We start from the raw sequence: 12961 nt of genomic DNA, 5'->3' as shown, positions 1-12961 counted from the left end.
AATGGCAGATCTAAAAGAAGCCTTTCAGAAATACGGCGCTGACTATGAAACCACAATGCCCCGATTTATGGGCAGCGAACAGATGTATTTGAAAATACTCGCCATGCTGCCACGGGATGAGAATCTACATAAACTGGACCGGGCATTACAGGCCGGCGACTACCACGCCGCTTTTGACGCGGCCCATACATTAAAGGGTATGGCCGGCAACCTTGGCCTGACGCCGCTTTATGAGGCGGTTTGCGCCATTATAGAGCCTCTGCGCACCGGATCGCCGGGGGAGGATTGCGCCGCCCTGTTCCAGACCGTAAAGGAAGAATTTGAACGGGCCGCCGGCCTGGTGGAGCTGCTGAAAGAGGGAATGTGAAATGGAGCTGACCAACGAATTGAGAGCGGCCCTTGACAGCATCCCCAGCGGCCTGTGCATCTACCAGGTACAGCAAAGGCGGCTTTACCCGCAGTATCATAATCCCGCCTTTTATAAAGTGCTGGGGTATAACAACACGCATATTGCTCAGGTCAAGGAGCAGGTGACCTTTATCGGAATCCATGAGGACGACCGCGCCGCGCTGCTGGAAACCCTGAGCGACCTGCTGAACGGCGGGGAGATGATGCGGCATACCTGCCGGGTCTTTCACGATGGGCTGGGAGAATACCGGTGGATCCAAATAGAGGGTTCCCGGAGGGTGCGGCCCGATGGGAACGAGTTCCTGTATGTGGTGTACAGCGATGTGACTGAGCAGCGGCGGCTGGAGCAGTACTTTCAAAACACCCTGAAAAACCTCCCCGGCGGCGTGGTGGTGGTCCGCTATGAAACGGACGGGAGTATCATCCCCGAGTATATATCGGAAGGGCTTGCGGCGACCACGGAGATGCCGCTGGAAGAAACCTGGAAGCTGTATCGTGAAGACGCCCTGACAGGGGTCCATCCGGAGGACCTGGAACGTGTCCGGACGGAGCTGGAGAAGTATTTTGCCAGCGGGAAAAGCCACTGGGAGATCGAATACCGGCTTTTGAAAGGGTCGGGGGGCTATGTATGGGTCAAGAATACGCTCTCCCTCATCGAACATGAGGGCGGAGAGCGGAAAATTTATTCCGTGTACAACGATATGACAAAGGAGCGGGAGGAGCGCGCCCGTGTACGGCAGCAGTACAACGAGCTGCTGCTGCGCCACCACCGGAGGACCGACCCCAACGTGCTGGTGACGGGCCACTGCAATATTACCCAAGACCGGATCATTCAGATCAGCGACCAGACCGGCGCAGGGCTTTTGGAGACCTTCGGCGCCGTGCGCGAGGCGTTCTTTGACGGCCTTTCCACCATGGTCGTGGACGAGAATGAGCAGCGTGTTTTCCGGGACACCTACCTGCGAGACCCTTCCCTGGCTGCTTTTCAGCGCGGCGAAACCAAGCAGGTAAAGAATTTCTTTGTCCAGCTTCCCAACGAGGATACCGGCCGGTATGTGCAAATAGAGATGAATATGGTGTCAACCCCGGACAGCGGCGACGTGACCGGGATCCTTACGGTGATCGATATCACCGAGCAGGTCGTTGCCGACCGCATCGTTCATCAGCTCTCTGTTACCGGTTATGACTTTGTAGCGGATCTGAATCTGAAGAGGGACACGTATCTCATACTCTCCCAGGATGAGAAAGCAAATTGTGTTCCCCCGCGGCAGGGCGTCCACTCGGCTTGGGTGGCCGGAATGCTGGAATCCAGGGTCGTGCCCCGGGACCGGGAGCAGTACCGGGAGCATTTGGACACCCAGCGTATGTTGGCATTGCTTCACCACGGACAGGCCTATACCTTTGCGTTCTCGATGGTGGATGATGCGGGCGATGTCCGGGCCAAAAATGTGACTGTTTCCCCCATCGATCTGCGGCTGGGCCGCGTGTGCCTGTCCAGGACGGACATCACTGATTCCATCCGGGAACAACAGCGGCTGCTCCGGGTGATAGCCTATACCTGTGAGCTGGCCTGCTTCATCGACGCCGTCACGGGGGAGTTTTCTATGTACACCAGGCAGATGGTGCTGGAAAACCTGCCTCCCCACACCGCCCTGGACTATAACGCGGTGCTGGACAACTTAGCGGGTTTTTTTGAGACGGCTATGAGCCGCGAGACGGTGAAACGGCAGTTTCACCTGCAGACTCTGCTCCACAGGCTGACGAAAAAGCCCGGGGGCTATGATTTTGTACTGCCCTACCGCGCGCAAGACGGCTTGCGGTATAAGCAGGTCAACGTACTGTGGGGCGATCAGAACCACAAGACGGTCTGTTTGGTGCGCTCCGACGTGACCGATATGCTGGCCGCTGAGCGGACGGCAAAGGCGGAGCTGGAGCGGGCCCTGGAATTGGCCCGGGAGGCCAGCCGGGCCAAGAGCGATTTCCTTTCGGCCATGAGCCACGATATCCGCACGCCCATGAACGCCATCATGGGAATGACCACGCTGGCCAGGGCCAACATCGGCGACACAGGCCGGGTCATGGACTGCCTGCAAAAAATATCCGTCTCCTCCAATCACCTGCTCAGCCTGATCAACGATATTTTGGATATGAACCGGATCGAACGGGCCCAAATCACGCTGAACCGGGAGAGGATCTACCTGCCGGATCTGGTGAAGCAGATCGGAGCCATCATCGCGCCCCAGGCCGAGCGGGCCGGCCTCCAATATGACATACAGCTCAGCGAAATCAGAAATCCCTTTATTTACGGAGACGCCCTGCGCATCAGCCAGATCTTGATCAACATCCTGGGAAACGCGGTCAAATTTACGCCGCCGGGCGGTACGGTGCGGCTATCCGTCGAGGAGCTTCCCGCACAAGGGGACATGCATTGGGCGCGTTATCGTTTCACCACCAGCGACACAGGGGTGGGAATGGCAAAAGATATCCAGGACCATCTCTTTGAACCCTTTGTCCGCAGCAACGCCGTGTCCCGCGTGGAGGGGTCCGGCCTGGGCCTGAGCATCGTCAAGGGATTGGTGGACTTGATGGAGGGCAAAATAGAGGTGCAGAGCACGCCGGGGGTGGGCTCCACCTTCCTGATTGAGCTAACGTGCGAGATCACACCGGCCGACGAACGGCGGGATACCTCCGGACCACAGCCGTCGGGCGGCATTGAGGAGGGCCTTTTTGCCGGGCGCCGCTTTTTAATTGCGGAGGACAATGCAATCAATTCGGAGATCATTTGCGAGATCCTGCAGATGTGCGGGGCGGAGACTGTGGTCCGAGACAACGGAGCCCTGGCTGTGGAGGCGTTTTGCGCCGCGGTCCCCGGGACTTACGATGCCATCCTGATGGACATTCAGATGCCGGAGATGGACGGTTATGCGGCCGCACGGTCCATACGGTCAAACAAAAGACCCGACGCCAAAACCATTCCCATTATCGCCATGACCGCAAACGCATTCGAGGAGGATGTTGCGGCCGCACTTGATGCAGGAATGGACGCACATATTGCAAAGCCTGTGGATATTGGTATACTGTGTTCAACGCTGGGCAAGTTGATGGGTAGGGGTTGAATACAGAGCGCGGTAAGTGTTCATCTGACTTGCGGCGGCCTTTGGGCAGGTATATGGCCACCAGCGCTCTTTTGCCAAGCCTTTGTAACTGACCCGGTGTCTGGATGAGGGAACGGCCCCGCAGACACGCGCATACCAAAACAGAGCCAGGGCCAAGGTCTCATGACCTTGGCCCTGGCTCTGTTTCTACTGCAAATACGTTTTTCACCACGGTGAGTGTTCGTATCTGCGCGTTATGGTGAGCCATCGGGGATTCGAACCCCGGACACCCTGATTAAAAGTCAGGTGCTCTGCCAACTGAGCTAATGGCTCACAAAGGGAAGCGTTGACAGCTTTACAATTATAGCAACGGCGGCGGGGTTTGTCAACTGAAATCCGGCAAAAAAAGCCCGGCGGGCGCCAATTTAAGCGTTCCCGCCGGGGAATGGGTTTATTCACGCTGCGCCTGGGCCGCCCGGGCCTCTGCCTACGCGTCTGCCGCGCGGGGGCGCAGGCTGCCGCGCGCCGGCAGGGTGAAGCGCCCGATGATCCAGGAGGAAAGGGTGACGGAGGCCAGTGAGCACAGGATGTTGAACAGCGGGATATAACTGAGCGAGAGCGCCAGCACCGTTACATCGCACACAAGGTACATGCGCCCGATGGGCTGCTTTGTGCCGTGCGCCAGCACCATGGCCAGCGCGTCGTCACCGCCGGGCGCCGCGCCCGCGCGGACCGCCATGCCCACGCCCACCCCCACGAACAATGCGCCGGCGATAGCTGCGGCCAGCGGCCATGCCCCAAGATTGGGCAGCAGCGGCGGGAAGCGCTCCCACAGCGCGTAAAAGGCTGAAAATGCGGCCGCCGATACCAGAGACTTCTTTAAAAAGCCCCGCCCCAGATACTTCATGCCCAAAAGATAACTGGCCAGGTTCATCACCAGGCCGCTGGCGCTGGGCGAAAGACCCAGCCAATGATGCAGCAGCAGGGTCATGCCCAGCACGCCCCCCTCGGTTACACCGCAGGGTTCGTGGATGTTGTACAGCCCGAACGACAGGATCGCCGGACCTGCGATCAGGGGCAGCAGGGCCTGCAAAGCGGAAAGACTTACTTTGCGCCGGGAAAACATAATAACACGCTCCTTACGCTTACCAGTATAGCAGTTTATGCCGCGCGGCGGCAAACCGCGCCACCCGGCGCGAAACCGGATAGGCCGCCGAAAAACAGCGGCATTCAAAATGGCGGCGGGGCGTGCGCAGACCTTCGCGCATCTCCTCGCGTTTGCTCGTGTTTGCTCAAAAAAATACACACACGCCCGGGCGGATACCTGCGCCGGCGTGCCGGGCCCTTTCCGGGGCAGCCGGCCCGCGCTGCGCCCGCAGCAGCCCGCGCGGCAAAGAAAGTGGGGCTGCACGGCCCGGGCCCCGGCCGGGAGAGGGGGAGCCGGAAGGGGAGGCTGAACTACAGCTTGTGTTCCCGCCCCTGCGTTTTTTTACGAATCGTTCATAAGTTTGCCGGGTCCGGCGCTTGAAAAAAATCTTCGTCTGGCATACTATTAAAAACGAACTTCAACTCTTACAAAAGGCGGGTGGGCGTATGCGGCGCAGCGTGAGCGAGATCGTGGCGCAGATGACCTTGAAAGAAAAAGCCTCCATGTGTTCCGGCAAGGACTTCTGGCGGCTGGAAAGCGTGCGGCGCCTGGGGGTGCCGCAGGTGATGGTGGCGGACGGGCCCCACGGGCTGCGCAAGCAGGCGGGGGAGGCGGATCATTTGGGCATCAACGACAGCATCCCCGCGGTGTGTTTTCCCACGGCGTGCGCCAGCGCCGCGAGCTTTGACCGGAACCTGCTGCGGCAGCTGGGCGAAGCGCTGGGGCAGGAGTGCCAGGCCGAGGGGGTGGCTGTGCTGCTGGGGCCCGCTGTGAACATCAAGCGCAGCCCCCTGTGCGGGCGCAATTTTGAGTATTTTTCCGAGGATCCATACCTGACCGGCGAGCTGGCTGCCAGCCATGTGGCGGGCGTGCAGAGCTGGAACGTGGGCGCCTGCCTGAAACATTTTGCCGCCAACAACCAGGAATATCACCGGCAGGTGGCTTCGTCGCAGGTGGATGAGCGGACCTTGCGGGAGATTTATCTGCCGGGTTTTGAGATCCCGGTGCGCAAAAGCCAGCCCTGGGCGGTGATGACCAGCTACAACCCGGTGAACGGGGTATACGCGGGCGAAAACAAACATCTGCTGGGGGATATCCTGCGCAGGGACTGGGGGTTCAAGGGCTTTGTGGTGAGCGACTGGGGGGCGGTAAACCACCGGGTGAATTCGCTCAAGGCAGGAATGGATCTGGAGATGCCCGGCTGCCGCGTGACCGATAAGGAGATTGAGCGGGCTGTGCTGACCGGCCGGCTTTCCATGAAAACGCTGGACGAGGCGGTGCGCCGTATTGTGGCCGCGGTTCTGCGGTTCTCCGAGCACCGCAGCCCCGCTGTGTTCGACCGGCAGGCGCACCACCACCTGGCCGCCGCGATGGCCGAGCAGTGCGGCGTGCTGATGAAAAACCAGGGCGGCGCGCTGCCCCTGGCCCCGGAGGACCGGGTGGCCCTGAGCGGCGGGTTTGCAAAGGCGCCCCGCTGCCAGGGCGGCGGCAGCAGCCACATCAATGCCACAGAGGTGGACGACGCGCTGAACTGGGCGCAAAAGCTGGGATTCAGGACCGAATACGCCGAGGGCTTTTCGGCAGTGAGCGACGGGCGGGATGAGGCCGCGCTGGACGAGGCGGTGCGCCTGGCGGGGGCCAGCGATGCCGCCGTGGTGTTTGCCGGCCTGCCGGACAGCTGGGAGAGCGAGGGCTATGACCGCAGGCACATGCGGCTGCCCGCCTGCCAGCTGGAGCTGATCGACCGCGTCTGCGCGGTGCAAAAGCGGGTGATCGTGGTGCTGCACTGCGGCAGCCCGGTGGAGCTGCCCTTTGCCGACAAGGTGAGTGCGATTTTGTGCATGTATCTGGCGGGCGAGGGGGTCGGCCGGGCCGAGGCCCGGCTGCTGTGGGGGTTGGCAAACCCCTCGGGCAAGCTGCCGGAGACCTGGCCTGTGCGGCTGCAGGACAACCCCTCGTACCTTTACTGGCCCGGAGACGGCCGCACCGCCGTGTACGGCGAGGGGCGCTTTGTGGGCTACCGCTATTACGATAAAAAGGAGCTGGGGGTGCGCTTTGCCTTTGGGCATGGGCTCTCGTACACCAGCTTTGCCTACGGGCCGCTGCGGCTGAGCCGGGCGCGCACGAGGGACGTGGAGGGCCTGACCGCAAGCATTGAGATCACCAACACCGGGCGGGTGCAGGGCAGCGAGGCGGTGCAGCTGTATGTGGCGCCGGAAAAACCCGGCGACCGGCCGCTGCAGGAGCTGCGGGGCTTTGAAAAGGTGACCCTGGCCCCCGGCGAAAAGCGCACCGTGCGCTTTAAACTGCCGGGCCGCGCCTTTGCGGTCTATAACGAGGCCCTGGGCGGGTGGTATGTGCCGCAGGGCGGGTACCGGCTGCGGGCGGGCGCTTCCAGCCGGGACGTGCGCAGCGAGGCGAAGGTGTGGGTGCAGGCCACCCGCCAGCTGCCTTTTAAGGTGACGATGAACACCACCCTGGGCCAGCTGATGGAGCAGGATGCGCTGCGCCCGCTGCTGCAAAAGTATCTGGACCGGTATGGGGACGGGCAGGCCAGGACCAACCGGAGCGCGGTGGCGGCCGAGGCGATGAACGAGGATATGCAGAACGCCACCATGTATGAGTCGCCGGTGCGGGCGCTGCGCAGCTTTGGGGGCGTGGGGGGCATGCGGCTGCAGGCGGCGGTGTGGTATCTGAACCGGAAACTGAAAAAAAGCTGAGCCCACCAGAAAAGGGCGCTTCTGCAACGGGCAGGGCGCGGGGCAAATGCGCGAAGAAATGCGGGGCGGCCTTTGGGCCGCCCCGCATTTCTTCGATAGGGAAAAGTGAAATATTTGCGGCCCTTCAAACGTCTAAATTATTACAAACCGTTTACAAAAGCGGCCAAAGCGAGTATGATAAAGAAAATCGAAACGTTTAAAGGAGGCACGCGAATGAAACGGACCTTGGCGGCGGCGCTTGCCGCATGTATTTGCGGCGGCGCGCTTTGCGCCTGCGGGGCTGGCACCGCGCCGGAGCCCTCGCCCAGCCCCGCGCCGGACGCGGCCCCTGAAACGTTGGTAACGTACGAGGTGCCGGGCGACATCAACCCGTATACCGGGCTGCCGCGGGGAGAAAACTACCCGGAGGGTACCCGGGGTGTGGCCGTGATGATCAACAACGTGCGGGCGGCCTGGCCCCAGAGCGGGCTGAACAGCGCCGATCTGGTGTACGAGATGGTGACCGAGAGCGGCATTACACGGCTGATGGCCGTTTACCGGGATTACGCCGCGATGCCCACGGTGGGGCCCATCCGCTCGGCGCGGGACCAGCATGTGCAGCTGATGCTGCCGCTGCAGAGCCTGTATGCGCACATCGGCGGCTCGAATGTGGCAATGGAATATCTGGACCGATATAAATACACCGACCGCAAGAGCATCGACGGCAAATACAAGAATTTTTACTGGATTGACGCCGAGCGCCGCAAGACAAAAGGGCAGGAGCACTGCGTTTACACAAACGGCGAGACCTTTGCCGCCGCGGTGGGGCAGTACGCGCTGCAGAGTGCGGCCGTGAACGAACCGCCGCCGGTGTTTGACTTTGTGCGGTATTCGGAACCCCGGCGGGAGCTTGCAGGCGGCAGCGCGGCCGAGGTTTATCTGCGCTTTTCCAGTTATGCGGACTCCACCTTTGTGTATGACGAGGGCAGCGGCAAGTACCTGAAATTTCAGTACGACCAGCCCCAGGTGGACATGGCCGACGAGGGCCGCCAGTACGGGGCGGACAACGTGTTTTTGCTGTTTGCCACCATTGAAAAGTATCCGGACGGGGTGCTGGCCAACGTGCGCTTTGATGAAGGCCAGGGCGCAGGCGTGTATTTTAACGGCGGCCGGTACGAGCGGGTGCGCTGGATCAAGGAGGACCCGGCAAGCCCCCTGCGCATCGTGGACAACGAGGGCCACGAGCTGGATATAAAGGTAAACCCGGGAACCAGCTACGTGGCGGTGGTGGGCACCGAGCAGATCGGAAACTGCCGCATCGACGGCCAGACGCTGGAGCAAGCCTTCGGCGATGTGAAGTGACGCAAAAAGCCGCCCGGCCCCGCGGTTTTTTGGCGTTTGATCCGCCGACCGGTTGCCCCCGGCGGCGCGGGCTGATATAATAGAAAAAGAAATGCGCACCTCAGGCTGGAAAGCCTGCGAAAAAAACAGGATTTGAGGGAATCACACATGAAACGTCTTGTCAGTATCGTTTTGACCCTGGCCCTTGCGGCGGGCCTGTTCACGGCCTGCGGCGGAAATTCCGGAAGCGGCGGGCAGCCCGGCGGCAATGAACCCGCGCCCACTGCGCAGCCCACGCCGGAACCCACGCCCGAGCCCTACGAGGCCAACGTGCTCACTGGTTACGAAAAGAACCTGGACTACCCTGAGGGCCAGCGCATCACCGCCGTGATGGTGAACAACCTCACCGCCTGCCGGCCGCAGCGGGGCCTTTCGGCAGCGCAGATGCTGTTTGAGATCAAGGTGGAGGGCGGCATTACCCGTTTCATGGCCCTGTTCAACGATTACAACGAGATCCCCACCATCGGCCCGGTGCGCTCGGCCCGGGACCAGTTCTTCCGCCTGGTGCTGCCCTGGCAGCCGCTGTATGTGCACATCGGCCAGAGCGTGGTGCAAAAGCAGTACATCGAGAATTATGATTACGACGAGTGGAACCTGGAAGGAAACTTCGACGGTAAGCTCTACTTCCGCAACAAGGATCGCCGCAACTGGGCGGGCAACACCGTGGCCACCGAGCACACCGCCTACACCAGCGGCGAATTGATCGCCGATTACATCAACCGCAAGGAAGTGGACGACCGGCGCAGCTACAATTCCACCTTCTTTAATTTTGTGGACTATCGCGACCCTGCGTATATTCCCACCGGCGAGCACCTGAAGGACGGCGCCGACCCCACTGCCGAGCGGGTGACCATCCGCCATTCCCAGAGCTACCGCACCCGGTTCGATTACGACCCCGCCCTGGGCCAGTACAAGATGGCGCAGTATTATTCCACCGCGGGCAACTACCGGGACACCGTGGACGAGAACAACGACCAGCAGCTCACCTTCGACAACCTGATCGTGTTGTTCACCGACATCCACGTGTACCCCGGCCACGAGGCCAAGGACCTGCAGTACGCCGAGTACAGCTGGGGCGGTGTGGGCTACTACTGCTACGGCGGCAAGATCGAGCTGATCCGCTGGCAGAAGGGCACTGATTTGGAGGCACTGCGCTTGGTTACGTTCGACACAGAGGAGCCCTTTTACATCAACTGCGGCAAGAGCTACGTGACCGTGGTGGACCAGGACGAGCTGGGCAATTTCAAGTGGGAGCCGCTGGCCACCGCGCAGGAGACCCAGGAGGCCCCCACCAGCGAGACCTTCCAGGAGAGCGACGATTAACCCCATTTTCCCTGTGATCTTTTATCCCGGGGGCCTGCCTCACAAGCGGCAGGCCCCGTTTTTGAATCGTTTTACAAAGGAGAACTTCTGCAATGAAATTTGGCAAACAAGTGCTGGCCTTTGCACTGGCCCTTACCCTGGCGCTGCTGGCGGGCTGCGGCGCGCCGGGCGCTTCCGGCGCGGGCAGCGCAGGCAGCGGGCAGCCTGCCTCGGCGGCGGTTACACCGGAACCCGAGCCCCAGCAGCCCCAGGTGAGCGGCGAAATGCCCGCCGCGCAGCCGGGGGTCAGCGCGCTCACAGGGCGCGAGGCAAAGGCCGAGGGGATGCGGCCCGTGGCTGTGATGCTTTACAACACCAAGGCGTGCCGCCCCCAGTGGGGCATCAGCACGGCGGATATTTTGATCGAGGCGAACACCGAGGGGCAGGGCAGCCGGCTGATGGCCCTGTACGAGGGATATGAGCAGGTGGAGCGCGCGGGCCCGGCGGGCCCCGGCCGGGATGTGTTTTTGCAGCTGGTGATGCCGTTCGGCGCGATCCCCATGTTCATCGGCAGCGACGTTTACACCTCGAACCTGCTGAACCTGTACGCATATCAGCCGCTGGACGGAAGATATGCGGGGGTGAATGCCTTCGATTATGATTCCTCCCGCCGGGCGGCCTACAACAGCGAATATGGCTGGTATACCCACAAGGATCTGATCCCCGGCGCGCTGGGGCTGTATGGCCAAAGCGCACAGGGTGCCACGCCCACGTTTTTTCACTTTGCCGAAGGAAGCGCGCCCCAGGCAGCGAACGGGGGCACGCTGGAGATCGGCTATGGCAGCGAGCGCTGCGCGGTGCTGGAATATGACCCCGCTGAGGAGCGCTATTACCTGAAAGAGGACGGCGAGTTTCAGACCGACGCGAACACCGAAGAGGGCAGCGTGCGGTTTATGAACGTGGTGCTGCTGATGGCCCGCGCCGGGTACAAAGACGATGGAGTGACCCGCAATTATGACCTTGCTTCCGGCGAGGGGCTGTATTTGAGCAAGGGTGGCGCACACACCATCCGATGGAGCAAGAGCGGCCCGCAAAGCCCGGTGCAGCTGTTCGACGAAGCCGGCGCGGCCTTGGCCGTGGAGCCGGGCCGTACCTATATCGGGGTATGGGGCGGCTTTGAGGGGCAGACCCTGCGCCTGTTGGCGCAGGACGGCAGCGAGCAGCCGCTGCCCCCGGCCCCCGAGCCGCTGGAGGACCTGCAGCCCCCCGAGGCCGAGGGCGGAGAGGCGGGCGGCGAACCGGCCCCCGAGGACCCACCCCAGGAATAAGCAACAGAGCGCGCCGCCGGGCCCCTGGTCGTGGACCCGGCGGCTTTTGCGCGCAAAACAGAGATTTTTGCCATAAAACCTTATGGAAAACGCCAGTTGCAGGCGGCGGCGGTTTGTGTTAATAATGAATAAGGCGTACCATTGTATACAATTTCCAAGCCCACAGATGGAATTGAAGGAGGAAACAGAGATGTCTACTTTGCGCCAGGATGCAGACAGGATCATACAGGCGGCCATTGCGGCAGCGCTTCCTGACCAGGCGGTGAAAAAGGCCCTGGGAGGGCGCAGCTTTGACCAGGGGCGGGTGCGGCTGGTGGCCGCGGGCAAGGCGGCGTGGCAGATGGCCGGCACCGCCGCCGAGCTGCTGGGTGAGCGCATCGAGGCCGGCGTGGTGGTGACCAAGTATGGCCACAGCAAGGGGCCCATTGCCAACTTTGGGATCTGGGAGGCCGGCCACCCGGTGCCGGACGAAAACAGCTTTAGGGGCGCACAGGCGGCCATCGACCTGGTGAAGGACCTGACCGAGGAGGACACGGTGCTGTTTTTGGTGTCGGGCGGGGGTTCGGCCCTGTTCGAAAAGCCGCTGGTGCCGCCCGAGGAGCTGGCGGATGTGACCCGGCAGCTGCTGGCCTGCGGGGCAGACATTGTGGAGATCAACACCCTGCGCAAGCGCCTCTCGGCCGTGAAAGGGGGCAAATTTGCCCAGCTGTGCGCGCCGGCGCGGGTGTTCAGCATCGTGCTCTCGGACATTCTGGGCGACCCGCTGGACATGATCGCCTCCGGCCCGGCCTACCCGGATTCCTCGACCGCGGCGGACGCGAAGGCCATCGTGGCCAAATACGGGCTGCAGCTCTCGGCCGGGGCGCTGGCACTGCTGGAGGTGGAGACCCCGAAGCGCCTGAACAACGTGGAGACCCGGATCACGGGCAGCGTGCGGCAGCTGTGCTCGGCGGCCGAAAAGGCCTGCCGGGAGCTGGGCTACGAGCCGCTGGTGCTGACGGACAGCCTTGCCTGCGAGGCGCGGGAGGCCGGGGCCTTTTTGGCCGCCATCGCCCGCTACAAGGCGGATGTGGACCACTCGCTGGCGTTTATTGCGGGGGGCGAGACGGTGGTGCACCTGACCGGCAAGGGAAAGGGCGGCCGCAACCAGGAGCTGGCCCTGGCGGCGGCCGAAGGCATTGCGGACCTGGCCGGCGCGGCGGTGTTCTCGGTGGGCTCGGACGGCACCGACGGCCCCACCGACGCGGCGGGCGGCTATGTGGATTTTACCACCAAGGCCGCGCTGAAAGCCCAGGGCGTGGATATTTTTGAGGTGCTGAAAAACAACGACGCCTACCACGCGCTGCAAAAGGTGGGGGGCCTGGTGATGACCGGCCCCACCGGCACCAACGTGAACGATGTGGCGGTGCTGCTGCTGCGCCGTTAAATAAAAATTCAAAAACCCCGCCCTGCTAAATGTGCATGAAATAGTCAATAGATAGTAGACAGAAAACCCCGATTACGCCGCCAGTCCTGTTCTAAATAGGACTGGCGGTTTACCATTAAGCTTACGAATGGGACGGCAGAAATTGAAATAGTGGA

At 61.9% G+C, this 12961-nt stretch carries 8 protein-coding genes and 1 tRNA gene; 7 read left to right on the top strand and 2 right to left on the bottom strand.

The window, feature by feature from the left end:
• Position 1 precedes the first annotated feature (1 nt).
• Together ACMLHZ_RS08000 and ACMLHZ_RS07995 are read left to right on the top strand one after the other, a co-directional pair.
• Positions 2 to 367 carry an Hpt domain-containing protein gene (locus ACMLHZ_RS08000; protein WP_418667229.1) on the top strand — a complete coding sequence of 122 codons (366 nt, stop codon included), beginning with the start codon at positions 2 to 4 and terminating at the stop codon, positions 365 to 367.
• Between the two features lies 1 nt (position 368).
• Positions 369 to 3524, top strand: coding sequence for an ATP-binding protein (locus tag ACMLHZ_RS07995; RefSeq protein ID WP_418667228.1), 3156 nt, complete (start codon positions 369 to 371; stop codon positions 3522 to 3524).
• Between the two features lie 236 nt (positions 3525 to 3760).
• Here ACMLHZ_RS07995 and ACMLHZ_RS07990 read toward each other — a convergent pair.
• Both ACMLHZ_RS07990 and ACMLHZ_RS07985 read right to left on the bottom strand, forming a co-directional pair.
• Positions 3761 to 3836, bottom strand: a tRNA-Lys gene (locus ACMLHZ_RS07990).
• 154 nt (positions 3837 to 3990) lie between these two features.
• Positions 3991 to 4629, bottom strand: coding sequence for a YitT family protein (locus ACMLHZ_RS07985; protein ID WP_418667227.1), 639 nt, complete (start codon positions 4627 to 4629; stop codon positions 3991 to 3993).
• A 467-nt stretch (positions 4630 to 5096) separates the two neighbouring features.
• On the opposite strand from ACMLHZ_RS07985, the gene ACMLHZ_RS07980 reads away from it, so the two are divergent.
• From ACMLHZ_RS07980 to ACMLHZ_RS07960, 5 genes are all read left to right on the top strand, one after another.
• Positions 5097 to 7370: a glycoside hydrolase family 3 C-terminal domain-containing protein gene (locus tag ACMLHZ_RS07980; protein WP_418667226.1), complete on the top strand. Its 2274-nt coding sequence runs from the start codon at positions 5097 to 5099 to the stop codon at positions 7368 to 7370.
• A gap of 213 nt (positions 7371 to 7583) precedes the next feature.
• Positions 7584 to 8711 carry a DUF3048 domain-containing protein gene (locus ACMLHZ_RS07975; RefSeq protein ID WP_418667225.1) on the top strand — a complete coding sequence of 376 codons (1128 nt, stop codon included), beginning with the start codon at positions 7584 to 7586 and terminating at the stop codon, positions 8709 to 8711.
• 147 nt (positions 8712 to 8858) lie between these two features.
• A complete protein-coding gene (locus tag ACMLHZ_RS07970; RefSeq protein ID WP_418667224.1) occupies positions 8859 to 10073 on the top strand; it encodes a DUF3048 domain-containing protein in 1215 nt (404 codons plus the stop codon).
• A gap of 92 nt (positions 10074 to 10165) precedes the next feature.
• Positions 10166 to 11380 carry a DUF3048 domain-containing protein gene (locus ACMLHZ_RS07965; protein WP_418667223.1) on the top strand — a complete coding sequence of 405 codons (1215 nt, stop codon included), beginning with the start codon at positions 10166 to 10168 and terminating at the stop codon, positions 11378 to 11380.
• A gap of 190 nt (positions 11381 to 11570) precedes the next feature.
• Positions 11571 to 12806 carry a glycerate kinase type-2 family protein gene (locus ACMLHZ_RS07960; protein WP_418667222.1) on the top strand — a complete coding sequence of 412 codons (1236 nt, stop codon included), beginning with the start codon at positions 11571 to 11573 and terminating at the stop codon, positions 12804 to 12806.
• Positions 12807 to 12961: the final 155 nt, after the last annotated feature.

It is taken from the genome of Allofournierella sp., assembly GCF_048388525.1.
Classification (GTDB): Bacteria; Bacillota; Clostridia; order Oscillospirales; family Ruminococcaceae; genus BQOK01.
Note: the sequence above shows the minus strand (reverse complement) of the source record. Positions and strands in the feature narration are given on the sequence as shown.

Excerpts from the sequence above, each read along its gene's own strand:
- ACMLHZ_RS08000 (WP_418667229.1), top strand. The coding sequence starts at position 2 with ATGGCAGATCTAAAAGAAGCCTTTCAGAAATACGGCGCTGACTATGAA.
- ACMLHZ_RS07995 (WP_418667228.1), top strand. The coding sequence starts at position 369 with ATGGAGCTGACCAACGAATTGAGAGCGGCCCTTGACAGCATCCCCAGC.
- ACMLHZ_RS07985 (WP_418667227.1), bottom strand. The coding sequence starts at position 4,629 with ATGTTTTCCCGGCGCAAAGTAAGTCTTTCCGCTTTGCAGGCCCTGCTG.
- ACMLHZ_RS07980 (WP_418667226.1), top strand. The coding sequence starts at position 5,097 with ATGCGGCGCAGCGTGAGCGAGATCGTGGCGCAGATGACCTTGAAAGAA.
- ACMLHZ_RS07975 (WP_418667225.1), top strand. The coding sequence starts at position 7,584 with ATGAAACGGACCTTGGCGGCGGCGCTTGCCGCATGTATTTGCGGCGGC.
- ACMLHZ_RS07970 (WP_418667224.1), top strand. The coding sequence starts at position 8,859 with ATGAAACGTCTTGTCAGTATCGTTTTGACCCTGGCCCTTGCGGCGGGC.
- ACMLHZ_RS07965 (WP_418667223.1), top strand. The coding sequence starts at position 10,166 with ATGAAATTTGGCAAACAAGTGCTGGCCTTTGCACTGGCCCTTACCCTG.
- ACMLHZ_RS07960 (WP_418667222.1), top strand. The coding sequence starts at position 11,571 with ATGTCTACTTTGCGCCAGGATGCAGACAGGATCATACAGGCGGCCATT.